This window comes from Pseudomonas sp. P1_F1_2 (assembly GCF_056405815.1).
The window spans coordinates 19,452-36,317 of the sequence record NZ_JBFUBK010000019.1 but is presented as its reverse complement, the minus strand read 5'-3'; the positions used below and the strand labels follow the sequence as shown (position 1 = coordinate 36,317).

Here is a 16,866-nt window from a genome sequence, read left to right as displayed (position 1 = left end):
GCGTTAGCTTGTAGCAGCTGTCGAGCAGCGCGAGGCTGCGTTCGGCTGCGAAGCAGTCGTGAAACCAGGCGACGCGGTGTTTCAGGAAAACCGCGTGCGGTGGATTTACGACTGCTTCGCAGCCGAACGCAGCCTCGCGCTGCTCGGCAGCTGCTACAAGCTAACGCAGCCTCGCGCTGCTCGGCAGCTGCTACAAGCTAATGCAGCCTTGCGGGCATCAAACAAGCGTTTCATCGGGTTGATGGCTATTTGGTTATTTTGTAAGTGCGTTCTTTTACGCAATCAGTACAATCGCCGGCATTTGCCCCCAGAGTAAAAACCCTCTACGCCGGGCGCTCGCGAGAAGTCTCATGCTGATCGGTAGCTATTCCCCCACGCTGGTTATCATTTCGCTCTGTGTAGCGATTCTCGCGTCCTATACCGCGCTCGACCTGACCGGGCGTATCGCTACGGCCAGAGGCCGGGCGGTGCATTTGTGGACGGCGGGCGGAGCCTTCGCCATGGGCATCGGGGTGTGGTCGATGCACTTCATCGGCATGCTCGCGTTCAATTTGCCGATCGACCTGGGCTACGACTTCACCATCACATTGCTGTCGCTGCTGACCGCGATCCTTTCTTGCGGATTTGCCCTGTGGCTGGTCAGCCAGCCACGGTTGCCGGCCTGGCAACTGGCGTTCGGCGCGTTGGTGATGGGTGCCGGGATCAGTGCGATGCACTACACCGGCATGGCCGCCATGCGCATGCAACCGGGCATCGATTACGACCCGACGCTGTTTGGCACCTCGCTGCTGATCGCCGTTGGCGCCTCGGGCGTGGCTCTCTGGATCGCCTTCCGGCTGCGACAGCACACGCCGTATGTGGGTCTGTTCCGTGGCGGCGCGGCGGTGGTCATGGGCATCGCCATCGTCGGCATGCACTACACCGGCATGGCGGCAGCGCGCTTTCCTGAGGGCAGTTTCTGTGGCGCTGCTGCCAGCGGCTTGAATGGCAAGGGCCTGGACAATCTGGTGCTGATCACCACGCTGGCGGTGTTGAGCATCGCTTTGCTGACGTCAGTGCTCGATGCGCGACTGGAAGCACGCACCGCTGACCTGGCGCGCTCACTGACCGAGGCTAACCGCGAACTGACCCAACTGGCCTTGCACGACCCCCTGACCGGTTTGCCCAATCGCGTCTTGCTGGCTGATCGCATCGAGCAGGCCATGTCCAAGGTCAAGGAGCAGGGTGGCTGTTTTGCGCTGATGTTCATCGACCTGGATGGTTTCAAACCGGTCAACGATGCCTTTGGCCACCACATGGGCGATCAGTTGTTGCGCGAAGTCGGGTTGCGCCTGCGTGAAGATTTGCGTAGCCAGGACACGTTGGCGCGCATCGGCGGCGATGAATTTGTGCTGCTGGTGCGGCTCGCCGAGCCGGATGACGCGCTCGGCCTGGCGGCGCGTCAGGTGGGGTTGATCGCGCGCTCGTTCCGGGTGGCTGAACATGACTTGCAGATTTCCGCCAGCGTCGGCATCGCGCTATACCCGGGTAACGGCCAGAACGCCCAGGATTTGCTGATGAACGCCGACGCGGCGATGTACCACGCCAAGGGCGCCGGTAAAAACGGCTACAGCTTCTTCGACGCGTCGATGAACAGCAACGCGCGCAAACAGCTTCAATTGTTGCAAGACCTGCGCAATGCGCTCGATCAGGAACAGTTCAGCCTCTATTACCAGCCCAAGTTCGACGCCAGCAACGGCCGGCCGGTGGGCGCCGAAGCGCTGCTGCGGTGGGAACACCCGACACGGGGCATGATGCTGCCGGACACTTTTATTGATCTGGCGGAAAAGACCGGGCTGATCATTCCGCTTGGCGAGTGGGTGCTCAACGAAGCCTGCCGTCAGATGCGCGAATGGTATGTGCAGGGTTACACCGACTGGCGGATCGCGGTGAACCTCTCGGCGTTGCAGTTCTGCCATGCAGGCCTGGTTCAAAGTGTGGCCAAGGCCCTGAGCACGCACCGGCTGCCGGCCAATAGCCTGACCCTGGAAATCACCGAAACCACCGCCATGAGCGATGCGGACGCCAGCATGACGGTGTTGCAGGAGCTCTCGACCATGGGCGTCGATCTGTCCATCGATGATTTCGGGACGGGTTATTCGAGCTTGATGTACCTCAAGCGCCTGCCCGCTAATGAGTTGAAGATTGACCGTGGGTTTGTCCGCGACTTGGAACACGACAGCGACGACGCGGCGATTGTCTCGGCGATTGTTGCACTCGGTCAGGCCCTGGGCTTGCGGATCGTCGCCGAAGGTGTCGAAACCGGCGTGCAGCAAGACTTCCTGACCAAACTGGGGTGTGATTCGTTGCAAGGCTATCTGCTAGGGCACCCGCAGCCGGCCGACCGCTTCATGGTGGACATCCGGCGCGCAGAGAAACTGTCGACGGCCTGAAGATCCCACCGTCTGTAGCAGCTGCCGAGCCTGCGAGGCTGCGTCCGGCAGCGCAGCTGTCGTGAAATCTAGCGGCGTGGTGTTTCAAACAGGCCGCTGTGAAGGTCTTACGACTGCTTCGCAGCCGGACGCAGCCTCGCAGGCTCGGTAGCTGCTACGGACGGTAGCGTGGCGGGGTGTTGGTAATGTCTGTTGATGTGTGACCATGCAAAAGCCGGCAATGACGGTTATCCTTGATTCCGATTGCTTACGCTGGAATGGGGGAACGCCTACATGGACAAAGTCATCGTCATCACCGGTGGCGGTCGCGGTATCGGTGCCGCTACTGCTCTGTTGGCCGCCAGGCAGGGATATCGGGTTTGTATCAACTACCAATCTGACGAGACCGCCGCGCAAAGCGTGCTGGAGCAAGTTCGAGCACTGGGCGCTCAAGCCATTGCGGTGCGCGCAGATGTCAGCATTGAAGATGAAGTGATCGCGCTGTTCCACCGGGTGGACACCGAACTGGGTCGGGTTACGGCGCTGGTGAACAACGCCGGCACCGTCGGGCACAAATCCCGGGTCGACGAAATGTCCGAATTCCGCATTCTCAAAATCCTCAAGACCAACGTCCTGGCACCGATACTTTGCGCCAAGCACGCGGTCCTGCGCATGTCACCCAAACACGGCGGACAGGGTGGCAGCATCGTTAACGTGTCTTCGGTGGCCTCGCGTTTGGGCTCGCCCAACGAGTACGTGGATTACGCCGCGTCCAAAGGTGCGCTGGACAGCTTTACCATCGGCTTGTCCAAGGAGGTCGCGGGCGAGGGCATTCGCGTCAATGCCGTGCGGCCGGGCTTCATCTTCACCGACTTCCATGCCCTGAGCGRTGACCCGGACCGGGTCAGCAAGCTTGAATCGGCGATTCCGATGGCGCGCGGCGGACGCCCGGATGAAGTAGCGGAGGCGATTGTCTGGTTGTTGTCGGACAAGGCTTCTTATGCGACCGGGACGTTTGTTGATCTCGGCGGTGGGCGGTAAGCCTTAGCCATTGGGATTGATCGTTCCCACGCTCTGCGTGGGAATGCATCCTGTGACGCTCTGCGTCACTTTCCAGTGCCGAACGCGGAGCGTCCGTAGCGGCATTCCCACGCAGAGCGTGGGAACGAGCGGCACCATCAATCGTTCAGAACGACCGCACAATCCGCCCCAACGTCTCCATGGCTTTCTCCGCCGCCTCATTCCAGGGGCTGCCGTAATTCAAGCGGATGCAGTTGCGAAACCGCTGCGTCGGCGAAAAAATCGGCCCCGGCGCGATGCTGATGCCCTGCGCCAAAGCCATCTGGAACAACTTCAGCGAATCCATCTGCGCCGGTAATTCCAGCCACAGGAAATAGCCGCCGGCCGGTTGGCTGACGCGGGTCTGTGCCGGAAAATAGCGGGCGATGGCGGCGAGCATGGCGCTTTGCTGTTCTTCGAGGGCGTAACGCAACTTACGCAAATGCCGGTCGTAACCACCGTGTTGCAGGTAATCGGCGATGGCTGCCTGCGCCGGCATCGAGGCGCACAGTGAGGTCATGAGTTTCAAGCGTTCAATTTTTTGCGCGTAACGCCCGGCGGCGACCCAACCGATGCGGTATCCGGGGGCCAGGCTTTTGGCGAACGAGCCGCAATGCATCACCAACCCTTGCGTATCAAACGCCTTGGCCGGTTTCGGCGCCTGCTGACCGTAATACAGCTCGGCGTAGACATCATCTTCAATCAGCGGTACTTGATGACGGCGCAGCAACTCGACCAATTCCTGCTTTTTCGCCTCGGGCATGGTCGCGCCCATGGGGTTCTGGAAGCTGGTCATGCACCAGCAGACTTTGATCGGATGACGTTCCAGCGTCTGGGCCAGTACACCCAGGTCGATGCCGTCCCGAGGGTGCACCGGAATCTCCACCGCCTTGAGTTTCAGGCGTTCCAGAATTTGCAGGCACGCGTAGAACGCCGGCGCTTCAATAGCCACCAGGTCGCCGGGTTCCGTGACCGCTTGCAGGCACAGGTTCAAAGCTTCCAGCGCGCCGTTGGTGATCAGCAACTCTTCCATCGGCAGCATCAGCCCGCCGACCATGTAGCGCAGGGCGATTTGTCGACGCAATTGCGGGTTGCCGGGCGACATGTCAGTGACGACCATGCGCGGGTCCATTTCCCGGGCAGCGCTGGCCAGCGAGCGCGACAGGCGTTGCAGCGGGAACAGGGAGGGGCTGGGAAAGGCGGAGCCGAACGCGACGGTATTAGGGTCCTTGATCGAGTCGAGCACCGAGAACACCAGTTCACTGACGTCGACTTCGGTGGACTCGTTGACTTGGCTGCTGATTACCGGCTCCGAAAACGGGCTCGGGGCGTGGGCGTTGACGAAGTAGCCGGAGCGCGGCCGGGCGCGGATCAGGCCTCGGCGTTCGAGCAGGTAATAGGCCTGGAACACCGTGGACGGACTGACGCCGTAGGTTTGACTGGCGTAGCGCACGGATGGCACGCGCTGGCCGGGACCGAGGACGCCGGAGCGGATCAGTTCGGCGATGTCGTCGGCGAATTTTTCGTAGCGTTTCATCGGGTGCCTGGATGGGTGATATTCAGAAAAACCGAGGTGACTTCTTCGCGAGCAGGCTCGCTCCCACAGGTATTGCGATGTCCTTGTGGGAGCGGGCTTGCCCGCGAATGGCAGCACCGCAGTCTAAGGGATCAGCGGTTCATCGGCGCAACAAACCGGCTCTTCGCTTCGCTATAAATGTCCGGTTCATCACTGTCGACAACCCTGAACGTGATCGCCTGCGAGCTGCTGGCTGGCCGCTCCGTGGTCATTGCCACCGACACCGGCACATCGACAATCTCGCCGGGCGCCAGGCTCAGCTGCGTTTTGCCCTGCAACTGAAAGCCGTCACCCTCGACCAAGGTCAAACGATAGTCCTGACGCTGCTGTGTTTTGTTGATGACCTTCAGGCTGTAGATGTTTTCGATCTGGCCCTGGCTGTTCTCGCGGAACAGTCCACGGTCCTTGCTCACGTCCAGCGACACCATTGGCCGCTCCACCAGCGCGAGGGCGAGGGCGCCGATCATCACCAGCAGCACCGCCGTGTAACCGATCAGCCGTGGCCGTAGCAGGTGCGTCTTGCCACCCTGCAATTCATGTTCCGAGGTATAGCTGATCAGCCCGCGGGCGTAGCCCATTTTGTCCATGATCGAATCACAGGCGTCGATGCAGGCCGCGCAACCGATGCATTCCATCTGCAAGCCATCGCGAATGTCGATGCCGGTCGGGCAGACCTGCACGCACAACTGACAGTCGATGCAGTCACCCAGGCCGACTTCGGCCGGTTTCACCTCACGTTTGCGCGGGCCACGATTTTCGCCTCGGGCAGCATCATAAGAAATGGTCAGGGTGTCCTTGTCGAACATCACACTCTGGAACCGCGCATACGGGCACATGTGCATGCACACGGCTTCACGCAACCAACCGGCGTTGATGTAAGTGGCACCGGTAAAGAACAGCACCCAGAACAGGCTGACACCGCCCATATGCCAGGTCAGCAGTTCTTCGGCCAGCGGCCGGATCGGTGTGAAGTAGCCGACAAATGTCAGGCCGGTGAGCAGGCTGATCGCCAGCCACAGCGTGTGCTTGGCTGAGCGGCGCAAGAGTTTGTTCAAGCCCCATGGCGCGGCTTGCAGCTTGATTCGCTGGTTGCGCTCGCCTTCCGTGATCTTCTCGCACCACATGAAGATCCAGGTCCAGGAACTCTGCGGGCAGGTGTACCCGCACCAGACCCGGCCCGCGAACACGGTGATCGCAAACAGGCCGAATGCGGCGATGATCAGCAGCGCCGAGAGCAGGATGAAATCCTGCGGCCAGAAGGTCGCGCCAAAGATGTGGAATTTGCTCTCGGAAAGGTCCCAGAGCACCGCCTGGCGGTCGCCCCAGTTCAGCCACACCGTGCCGAAAAACAGTAAAAACAGAAAACCCGCACCGCTCAGGCGCAAGGTGCGGAACAGGCCGGTAAAACTGCGGGTATGGATCAAGTTGTCGCTGGACTTGGCCTTCAGCTTTGGACGCGAAGGCTCAAAAGTCTGTACAGGGGCGCTTTCAACTAATCGGACGGGGATTCTATCGCTCATGGTCTGTCGCTCATCAGCCTCCATCAGGCCAGCGCACTATGAGCGTCGATCTGTTTGCATAACAGACTCAGGTATTGCAATAAAAAGCGGATCAGATGAGCGCTGACCCGCTACCTGCGACAACTTGAAGCACCTGCCACAGCAGGACGTGCGTGCGTGAATCAGACGTGCGCGGACAGTGTTGATCAGCGTCAGTCAAATCACCGAATCACTGTCGGTGACCTTCAAATGCCGGCGACCGTCCACCGCGCCTGCTACGGTCAATGCGTCGGCTTCTGCTTCGGTGATGTAGACGCGCTGTCCGTTCAGGTCGACAGCGGACATGGCTTTTTCCGAGTCGGTGATGATGGTGACGTCGGGGCACAGGCGAATTTCCTCGCCGTTCTCCAGGATAAAAAAGCAGGTCTGGTTTTCGATGCGCACGGTCATGGGGCGGGTCCTTTTTTCTGCTAGTACATGAACGTTAGGGCGCATTTGACGACCATCGTTCGCTGCAACCGATTAGTGGTCAGCGCGGTCCACCCGCTAACAACACGCACAAGGACCCCAGCATGAACGCCTGGTGGCATGAGAGCCCGGGACGCTCTGCGTCCCATTTGGAGCTGGACGCGGAGCGTCCGTTGAGGCATTCCCACGCAGAGCGTGGGAACGATCATCGCCGTCATTGTCATGAGCACGGTTTCACAATCACTGGCGGCATTGTGCTCGGTGGTTCTTCCCGCGGTGGTGGTTGGGTGCCGGGCGGGTCTTGCTCGGGCACCGGCTCCGGTTCGGTGGGTGGAATGACCGGGCTGTCGATGTTCGGATCAGGCGTTTCGGCGGGGATTGGAATACTCATTGTTGAAATCTCCGAGTGTCAGTCTGCGGTGGCACATGGCGTAACTCGTGCTTAAGTGGATTGACCTGCTGACGCGCGAATTGATTCCCCGGCAATCAGCCTGGGCAAATCACTCTGAACTTTTATCGAATCCGGTGGCTCCCAACCTAAGCGAATCCATTCAGGGAAACCCGGTACAAGAGCGTCCATGGGGCGTGAAGGAGCGATGCTCGATGACTGCGCAAAAACCGACAGAGCTGAACTACAACCCTCACATGCCGCTGTCGCAGGCGTTACTGCTGCCGCGAATCGCGATTGAAAACACCCAGCCGACCCTTGATGGCGGACAGTTCGCCGTCAAAGCCGTGGTGGGGCAGGACGTGGTGGTGTCCAGCAAAGTGTTTGCCGACGGTCACGACAAACTGGCGGTGCGGCTGCGCTGGCGCGCCGACGGCGATGACATCTGGCAAAGTGAAGTCATGGCCGACCAGGGCAACAATGGCTGGCAGGGCCAGTTCCGCGTCGAGCGTCAGGGGCGCTATCTGTTCTGCATCGAGGCCTGGATCGATCAGTTCGCCAGTTTCTGCTACGAACTGGAAAAGAAGCACGCAGCGCGAATCCCCGTCAGTCTTGAGTTGCAGGAAGGACGCACGCTGGTCCAGCAGGCCGCCGGGCGCAGCGAAGGTCCGTTAAGCGAACAATTGGCGGCGTTGCACCATGAGTTGTCCGGCCTGCTCGAAAACGAGCAGGTCGCGCTGTTTGTGCACCAACGTAGCGCCGAGCTGATGGCTCAGGCCGATCATCGCGCCTACGTGAGCCTGAGCCCGGAGTACCCGCTGGATGTCGAGCGGGAGCTGGCGCAGTTCGCCAGTTGGTATGAGCTGTTCCCGCGCTCGATCACCGATGATCCGGCCCGTCACGGCACGTTCAATGACGTGCACTCGCGGTTGCCGATGATTCAGGACATGGGATTCGACGTCCTGTATTTCCCGCCGATTCATCCCATCGGACGCAGCTACCGAAAAGGCCCGAACAACTCCCTGACTGCCGGTCCGGACGATCCGGGCAGTCCCTATGCCATCGGCAGCGAAGAGGGCGGGCATGAGGCGATTCACTCGCAACTGGGCACCCGCGAAGACTTCCGCCACCTGGTCGCCACGGCGGCGGACTACGGGATTGAAATCGCCCTCGATTTTGCGATTCAGTGTTCCCAGGACCACCCGTGGTTGCAGCAGCACCCGGGCTGGTTCAACTGGCGGCCGGACGGCACGATCAAATACGCCGAAAACCCGCCGAAGAAATACCAGGACATCGTCAACGTCGACTTCTACGCTAACGATGCCATCCCGAGCCTTTGGGTCGAACTGCGCGACATCGTGGTCGGTTGGGTTGAAGAGGGTGTGAAGATCTTTCGCGTCGACAACCCTCACACCAAACCGCTGCCGTTCTGGCAGTGGCTGATCGCCGATGTGCGGGCGCTGTACCCCGAGGTGATTTTCCTCGCGGAAGCCTTTACCACGCCGGCGATGATGGCGCGGCTGGGCAAGGTCGGCTATTCGCAGAGCTACACCTACTTCACCTGGCGCAATACCAAGCATGAGCTGGCGACGTATTTCACCGAGCTCAACGAGTCACCGTGGCGCGAATGCTACCGGCCGAATTTTTTCGTCAATACCCCGGACATCAACCCGTTTTTCCTGCATGAGTCGGGGCGCGCGGGCTTTCTGATCCGCGCGGCGCTGGCGACCATGGGTTCGGGTTTGTGGGGCATGTACTCGGGCTTCGAGTTGTGTGAGGCGGCGCCGATACCGGGCAAAGAGGAATACCTCGACTCCGAGAAGTACGAAATCCGCCCGCGGGACTTCAATGCGCCGGGCAACATCATTGCTGAAATTGCCCAGCTCAACCGGATTCGTCGGCAAAACCCGGCGCTGCACACGCACCTGGGTTTGAAGGTCTATAACGCCTGGAACGACAACATTCTGTATTTCGGCAAACGCAGCGCGGACGGCGGCAACTTCATTTTGGTGGCGGTCAGCCTGGACCCACACAACGTTCAAGAAGCCACTTTCGAATTGCCGCTGTGGGAAATGGGCCTGCCCGATGACGCCAGCACCCAGGGCGAGGACTTGATGAACGGCCACCGCTGGACCTGGTATGGCAAGTACCAGTTCATGCGCATCGACCCGGCCTACCAGCCGTTCGGGATCTGGCGGATTACCGTCTAGCACGATCATTCCCACGCTCTGCGTGGGAATGAAGCCCGGGACGCTCCGCGTCCCACCCGGAGCCGAACGCGGAGCGTCCGTTGAGGCATTCCCACGCAGAGCGTGGGAATGATCTGGGGTGTGGCGTTTTCTGTTTTTAACAGGAGTTTCAAATGGCGAAGAAACCCAAGGCAGCCACGTTCATCAAAGACCCGCTCTGGTACAAGGACGCGGTGATCTATCAGGTTCACGTCAAATCGTTTTTCGACTCCAACAATGACGGGATCGGCGACTTTCCGGGCTTGATCGCCAAACTCGATTACATCGCCGACCTTGGCGTCAATACCATCTGGCTGTTGCCGTTCTACCCCTCGCCGCGCCGCGACGATGGCTACGACATCGCCGAGTACCGTGGCGTGCATGCCGATTACGGCACCATGGCCGACGCCAAACGCTTCATTGCCGAGGCGCACAAGCGTGGCCTGCGGGTGATTACCGAACTGGTCATCAACCACACCTCGGATCAGCACGCCTGGTTCCAGCGCGCACGCAAGGCCAAACCCGGTTCGGCGGCGCGAGACTTCTACGTCTGGTCCGATGACGATCAAAAATACGACGGCACGCGCATCATCTTTCTCGACACCGAGAAATCCAACTGGACCTGGGACCCGGTCGCCGGCCAGTACTTCTGGCACCGTTTCTACTCCCACCAGCCCGACCTGAACTTCGATAACCCGCAAGTCATGAAAGCCGTGCTCTCGGTCATGCGTTACTGGCTCGACATGGGCATCGACGGTCTGCGCCTGGATGCCATCCCGTACCTGATCGAACGTGACGGCACCAATAACGAAAACCTCCCCGAAACCCATGATGTCTTAAAGCAGATTCGTGCCGAGATCGACGCCAATTACCCGGACCGCATGCTGTTGGCCGAAGCCAATCAATGGCCGGAAGACACCCAGTTGTATTTCGGCGACACCGACGCCAAGGGTTTGAACGGCGACGAGTGCCACATGGCCTTTCATTTTCCGTTGATGCCGCGCATGTACATGGCGCTGGCTCAGGAGGATCGCTTCCCGATCACCGACATCCTGCGCCAGACGCCGGAGATCCCGGCCAACTGTCAGTGGGCGATTTTCCTGCGCAATCACGATGAGCTGACCCTGGAAATGGTCACCGACAAGGAGCGCGATTACCTGTGGAATTACTACGCGGCCGACCGTCGGGCGCGGATCAACCTGGGGATTCGCCGGCGCCTCGCGCCCTTGGTGGAGCGCGATCGTCGTCGCGTGGAACTGCTCAACAGTTTGCTGCTGTCGATGCCGGGCACGCCGACCCTGTATTACGGCGATGAAATCGGCATGGGCGACAACATCTACCTCGGTGACCGTGACGGCGTGCGCACCCCGATGCAATGGTCGATCGACCGTAACGGCGGGTTTTCGCGCGCCGACCCGGCCAGCCTGGTGCTGCCGCCGATCATGGACCCGCAATACGGCTACCTGTCGGTCAACGTCGAAACCCAGGCGGGCGATCCGCATTCGTTGCTCAACTGGACCCGGCGCATGCTCGCCGTGCGCAAACAATCCAAGGCGTTCGGGCGCGGTACGCTGAAAATGCTGTCGCCGAGCAATCGCAGGATTCTGGCCTACACCCGTGAATTCACCGGGGCCGATGGCAAACACGAAATCATCCTGTGTGTGGCCAACGTCTCGCGCAGCGCGCAAGCGGCAGAACTCGACCTGTCGGCCTACGTCGGCATGGTGCCGGTGGAGATGCTCGGCGGTAACGCCTTTCCACCGATTGGTCAGTTGAATTTCTTGCTGACGCTGGCGCCTTACGGCTTCTATTGGTTCGGGCTTGCAGCCGAAAACCAGATGCCGAGCTGGCACGTTGAACCGGCGCAGAGCCTGCCGGACTTCACCACGCTGGTGCTGAAGAAGCGCATGGAAGAACTGCTCGAGGCGCCGTCCCGTGGCACGCTGGAGCAAGGCATCCTGCCAAGCTGGCTGCAAAACCGTCGCTGGTTTGCCGGCAAGGACGCGGCCATCGAACAGGTCAGCCTGGCCTACGGCGTGCGTTTCGGTGATCCGCTGCACCCGGTGCTGCTGAGCGAAATCGAAGTGACGAGTGCCGGCCAGACCCATCGCTATCAGTTGCCGTTCGGCTTTATCCCCGAAGACCAGGTGGGGGCCGCGCTGCCCCAGCAATTGGCCTTGTCGCGGGTGCGACGCGGGCGTCAGGTGGGGTTGATCACCGACGCCTTTAGTCTTGAACACTTTGTCCGTGCAGTGTTGCAAGGCATGCACAACGACACAGTGCTGCCTTCGAGCGCGGGTGACATCCGGTTCGAACCGACCGCAGAGCTGGCGAAACTCGGTCTGACCGACGAATCGCCTGTGCGTTATCTGTCCGCCGAGCAATCCAACAGTTCGGTGGTGATCGGCAACAGCCTGGTGCTCAAACTGATCCGCAAACTCGCCTCGGGTGTGCACCCGGAACTGGAAATGAGCGCATACCTGACCCAGGCCGGGTTTGCCAATATTTCGCCGTTGCTGGGCTCGGTGGTTCGCCGCGATGAACAAGGCGAGGACACGTTGTTGATGATCGCTCAGGGCTATTTGAGCAATCAGGGCGATGCCTGGGAATGGACTCAGAACAACCTTGAACGCGCCTTGCGTGACGAGTTGGCCGACGCCGTGTCCGAGCAGGAGCAGCACTACAACGCACTCGGCGAGCTGAAGGATTTTGCCGGCATGCTCGGCCAGCGCCTCGGGGAAATGCATCAGGTACTCGCGACCCCGACGAAAGACCCGGACTTCGCCCCGCAGGTCACCACACAGAAAGAAGCGCTGGCCTCGGCCAAGGATGTGGCAGCGCAAATGGAACATGCACTGAAGTTGCTCAAACACCATCAAAATGAACTGAGCCCGGCGGACAACGCCTTGGTCAGTCGTTTGCTGGACAACAAAAAAACCATCCTTGGCCATGTGCTGGAACTCGGTAAAAAAGCCGCCGGTGGTTTGCGCCTGCGTGTCCACGGTGATTTGCACCTGGGGCAGGTGCTGGTGATCAAGGGTGACGCCTACCTGATCGATTTCGAGGGCGAGCCGGCGCGGACGTTGCATGAACGTCGGGGTAAGCACAGCCCATACAAGGATGTCAGTGGTGTGTTGCGCTCTTTCGATTACGCCGCTGCGATGACGATCAATGTGCACAACGTCGACAACACCGCGCAGGCACAGGCTGCCCGCCAACGGGTGGCCGAGCGCTACTTGATTGAAGCAAAACAGGCATTTGTCGACGCTTATCGGCTGGCGGCAGCTAGTCTTGCTCATGCGTGGCAAGATCCGGAAGGCGAGGACGCCGCGCTGGCGTTGTTCGGTCTGGAGAAGGCGGCCTATGAAGTGGCGTATGAGGCCGAAAATCGACCCACTTGGCTGCCGGTGCCCTTGCACGGCTTGTATGGATTATTGAGTGGGCTTAAACCCTTTTCCGATCTTGGTGGAGAGTAGTCATGAGTTTCTCGAACAAGGAACAGGGTCACGCCAAAGAGGCGCTACTGCCCAGGTCTCGGGATATCGATGCGTTGGTGCGCGCCGAACATCACGACCCTTTTGCAATTCTCGGTCCCCATGGCGACGGTGCCGGCGGGCAATTCATTCGAGCCTATTTGCCGGACGCGTTGAGCGTGCAAGTGTTGGCCAGGGACACCGGAGAGGAACTGGGCAACCTTGAAGCCACCCAGACACCGGGGCTGTTTGTCGGGCACTTCGATCGGGCGCAGGCGTACCTGTTGCGCACTCGCTGGGCCGGTGGCGAACAGGTGTGCGAAGACCCTTACAGCTTCGGCCCACTGCTCGGCGAAATGGATTTGTACCTGTTCGCCGAAGGCAATCACCGCGACCTGAGCAGCTGCCTCGGTGCGCAATTGAAGACGGTCGATGGTATCGACGGCGTACGTTTCGCCGTGTGGGCGCCCAATGCCAAACGCGTTTCGGTGGTGGGTGATTTCAACAACTGGGACGGTCGCCGCCACCCGATGCGCCTGCGTCATCCCACCGGTGTCTGGGAGCTGTTCATTCCGCGTCTGCGAGCAGGCGAAGCCTACAAATACGAAATTCTCGGCACCCACGGTATCTTGCCACTCAAGGCTGACCCGATGGCGCTGGCCACCACCTTGCCGCCAGACACCGCTTCGAAGGTCGCGTCACCACTGACCATCGACTGGCAGGATCACGCGTGGATGCAATCGCGGGGCGAACGTCAGCGTCCGACTGCGCCGCTGTCGATCTACGAATTGCACGCCGGTTCCTGGCAATGTGAACTGGATGACTTGGGCGAAGTCGCTCGCCAGTACACCTGGCACGAGTTGGGTGAGCGGCTGATTCCTTATGTGAAGGATTTGGGGTTCACCCACATCGAGCTGATGCCGATCATGGAGCACCCGTTCGGCGGCTCGTGGGGCTATCAACTGCTTTCGCAATTCGCCCCGAGCGCGCGGTACGGTTCACCCGATGACTTTGCCGCGTTCGTCAACGCCTGCCATCAGGCGGAAATCGGCGTGATTCTCGATTGGGTGCCGGCGCATTTCCCCACCGATGTCCATGGCCTGGCGCAGTTCGACGGCACGGCGCTGTACGAATACGGCAACCCGCTGGAAGGTTTTCATCAGGACTGGGACACGCTGATCTACAACCTGGGCCGCACCGAAGTGCACGGTTACATGCTGGCCTCGGGGTTGCACTGGCTCAAGCATTTCCACGTCGATGGCCTGCGTGTCGATGCGGTGGCCTCGATGCTCTATCGCGACTACTCGCGCAAGGCCGGCGAATGGGTGCCGAACCGCCATGGCGGTCGGGAGAACCTCGAAGCCATCGACTTTTTGCGCCATCTCAACGACGTGGTGGCACTGGAGGCGCCTGGGGCGCTGGTCATCGCCGAAGAATCCACGGCGTGGCCGGGTGTCAGCCAGAGCACGCAACAGGGCGGTTTGGGCTTTGCCTACAAGTGGAACATGGGCTGGATGCACGATTCGCTGCATTACATCCAGCAGGATCCGGTGTACCGCGCGCATCACCACAACGAACTGAGTTTTGGCCTGGTGTACGCCTGGTCCGAGCGATTCATCCTGCCGATTTCCCACGATGAAGTGGTCCATGGCAAGCATTCGCTGATCGACAAGATGCCCGGTGACCGCTGGCAAAAGTTCGCCAATTTGCGCGCCTACTTGAGCTTCATGTGGACGCACCCAGGCAAGAAGCTGTTGTTCATGGGCTGTGAGTTCGGCCAGTGGCGCGAGTGGAACCACGATCAGCAACTCGACTGGTACCTGTTGCAGTACCCCGAGCACAAAGGGGTGCAGAAACTGGTCGGCGACCTCAATCGGCTGTACCGCGAAGAACCGGCGCTGCATGAGCAGGACGATGCCCCGCAAGGCTTCCAGTGGCTGATTGGCGACGATGCGATCAACAGCGTCTACGCGTGGTTGCGCTGGAGCAAGGAGGGCAGGCCGGTGTTGGTCGTGGCCAACTTCACCCCGGTGCCGCGTGAGGGGTATCGCGTGGGCGTGCCGTTCGCCGGGCGCTGGACCGAAGTCATCAACAGCGATGCGGCGTTGTATGCCGGTTCCAACTACGGCAACAGTGGCGGGGCGTTCAGCGAGGAAACACCGAGCCATGGGCAAGCACTGTCGTTGGTGTTGAACCTGCCACCGCTGGCGGTATTGATCTTGCGCCCGGAGGGTTGATCTGTCATCGCGGCAAGCCACGCCTGTAGGAGGCGAGCTTGCTCGCGATAGCGGTACTTCAGTCGAAATCAAAGGTGACTGACATACCGCTATTGCGAGCAAGCTCGGCTCCTACAGGTGTGGTGACAGCCAAAACGACACAAACTTTTACCACCGCATCCGCACACCCAGACTCCCAATCAACCCGTTCAAATCATTGTCATCTACATCACTGCTGTAATCGGCGCTGACATACAAGCTGACCGCTGGCGTGACTCTGGCCACCAGTCCCAACCCCACTTCAACCGTTGATGAATTACGGCTGCTACTGATCTTGTCGACCTGGTCGAGCGTCACGGTATTGCCGGTGTACACGGTGTGCCACAAGTTGGTTCGCACGTAGGGTTCGACCCCCAGGCCGTTGATGTCGTAACTACCTTTCAATCGGGCGCCGACCCGTCCGCTCCAGGACGACAGCTCGATCGATGACGCATTGCCCGAGCCGGCGTACGGCGTATCCAGGGTAATGCGCTGATTGATCAATTGCGCCTGGGGTTCGACCACCCAGTTATCGGTCAGGCCAATCGGGAAGCCGCCTTCCACCGACAAGGTCATCGCACTGCCTTCTGTGGCTAGTCGTTCACCCTGTTCGTTGCGGCTGAAGCCGCTGACGCGGCCGCCGCTGGCCGTCAAATCCACATGCCAGCCTTGAGGGCCGATCAGGCTCCAGTAAGCGCCGAGGCTCTGGCCTTGCAGGTTAAGGGTGTCGCTGTTGGGGTCGGCCAGGGCCGGGCTGGTCAGCAAGCCGTTGCTGTTGCCTTGCAAGCGGGTTGTGCCGCCGATCAGGCCGACTTTCTGGGTATGGCCGCTGCTGCTTTGCAAGGTGAGGATCGCCGGGCCTTTGAGTTCAGTGCTGCCAGGGATCGAGAATCCCTGCGACAGGTAGTCGGTCTGCGCCTGCCGCGACGGTTTGCCGTACACCTGATCCCAGGTTGAAGGGGCTTCGTCTTCGATGGTCAGGCTTGAGCTTGTTGTATCGGATGCGGCGCCGAAGTGGCCGGGATAGAGCGCGATGATGCTGGAGGGCAAGGCAAGTACCGGAACTTCCTGGCGATACCACGGGGCGGTTTCTTGCTCTGTCGGTCCCGCCTGGACCTCCAGGGTAGAGCACAGCAGGATAGAGCTCGAGACAGTGCAAAAAGTGACTTTAATCTCTTGTTGGGTGAATGAAGTTTTCATGGGGGTCTACCTTGCAATCGCATGCGGTATCTCGCTGTGGCGTCTCTCCTACCCCGAATGAGGGGCGACCGAGTGGATTGGGGCACGCCTTTGGGCGCCCGGTTTGGCGGGTGTCTTGGGGATGCCCCTGATGGTACTTCGGGGGTAGTAAGGTGTAGCTAAGAAGACCGTTGACAGTGCGTCAAGAAAATGGTCGATAAATGGTATGGGTATTTTGTGTGTTACAAGTGACTGATTTACGGCGCGTATCTAAGCGCTTGTTTGTTCGATAAACCGTCAAAAAACTCTCGTGTTGGCACTTTTTTGAGA

Annotated in this window: 10 protein-coding genes; 5 read left to right on the top strand and 5 right to left on the bottom strand. The window is 60.1% G+C overall.

From position 1 onward, the window contains the following. Positions 1–350 precede the first annotated feature (350 nt). Both AC1D2P_RS08145 and AC1D2P_RS08140 read left to right on the top strand, forming a co-directional pair. Positions 351–2,432 (top strand): putative bifunctional diguanylate cyclase/phosphodiesterase, encoded by a 2,082-nt coding sequence (locus AC1D2P_RS08145; RefSeq protein WP_046032187.1) that lies wholly within the window; start codon positions 351–353, stop codon positions 2,430–2,432. A gap of 273 nt (positions 2,433–2,705) precedes the next feature. Continuing rightward, a complete protein-coding gene (locus tag AC1D2P_RS08140; protein ID WP_477811379.1) occupies positions 2,706–3,452 on the top strand; it encodes an SDR family oxidoreductase in 747 nt (248 codons plus the stop codon). Positions 3,453–3,597: 145 nt separating this feature from the next. Here the strand turns inward: AC1D2P_RS08140 and mapR are convergent, their stop codons facing one another. The 4 genes from mapR to AC1D2P_RS08120 all read right to left on the bottom strand — a co-directional run bounded on the left by mapR (position 3,598) and on the right by AC1D2P_RS08120 (position 7,404). Further along, complete coding sequence (gene mapR, locus AC1D2P_RS08135; RefSeq protein WP_046032189.1) at positions 3,598–5,007, bottom strand: GntR family transcriptional regulator MpaR; 1,410 nt, start codon at positions 5,005–5,007, stop codon at positions 3,598–3,600. A 131-nt stretch (positions 5,008–5,138) separates the two neighbouring features. Then, positions 5,139–6,566 carry a cytochrome c oxidase accessory protein CcoG gene (ccoG, locus tag AC1D2P_RS08130; RefSeq protein ID WP_109786493.1) on the bottom strand — a complete coding sequence of 476 codons (1,428 nt, stop codon included), beginning with the start codon at positions 6,564–6,566 and terminating at the stop codon, positions 5,139–5,141. Positions 6,567–6,761: 195 nt separating this feature from the next. After that, complete coding sequence (locus AC1D2P_RS08125; protein WP_109786492.1) at positions 6,762–6,995, bottom strand: DUF3203 family protein; 234 nt, start codon at positions 6,993–6,995, stop codon at positions 6,762–6,764. A 238-nt stretch (positions 6,996–7,233) separates the two neighbouring features. Continuing rightward, positions 7,234–7,404, bottom strand: a complete 171-nt coding sequence (locus tag AC1D2P_RS08120; protein ID WP_223525504.1) for a hypothetical protein — start codon at positions 7,402–7,404, stop codon at positions 7,234–7,236. Between the two features lie 212 nt (positions 7,405–7,616). Between AC1D2P_RS08120 and AC1D2P_RS08115 the strand changes: the two genes are divergently transcribed. The 3 genes from AC1D2P_RS08115 to glgB all read left to right on the top strand — a co-directional run bounded on the left by AC1D2P_RS08115 (position 7,617) and on the right by glgB (position 15,339). Next, a complete protein-coding gene (locus AC1D2P_RS08115; protein ID WP_109786490.1) occupies positions 7,617–9,611 on the top strand; it encodes an alpha-1,4-glucan--maltose-1-phosphate maltosyltransferase in 1,995 nt (664 codons plus the stop codon). A 152-nt stretch (positions 9,612–9,763) separates the two neighbouring features. Further along, positions 9,764–13,105, top strand: a complete 3,342-nt coding sequence (gene treS / locus AC1D2P_RS08110; RefSeq protein WP_109786489.1) for a maltose alpha-D-glucosyltransferase — start codon at positions 9,764–9,766, stop codon at positions 13,103–13,105. Between the two features lie 2 nt (positions 13,106–13,107). Further along, entirely contained in the window at positions 13,108–15,339 is a 2,232-nt protein-coding gene (glgB, locus tag AC1D2P_RS08105; protein WP_477758140.1) for a 1,4-alpha-glucan branching protein GlgB, read from the top strand. 147 nt (positions 15,340–15,486) lie between these two features. On the opposite strand, the gene AC1D2P_RS08100 is transcribed toward glgB, so the two are convergent. Then, a complete protein-coding gene (locus tag AC1D2P_RS08100) occupies positions 15,487–16,557 on the bottom strand; it encodes an autotransporter domain-containing protein (RefSeq protein ID WP_109786487.1) in 1,071 nt (356 codons plus the stop codon). Positions 16,558–16,866: the final 309 nt, after the last annotated feature.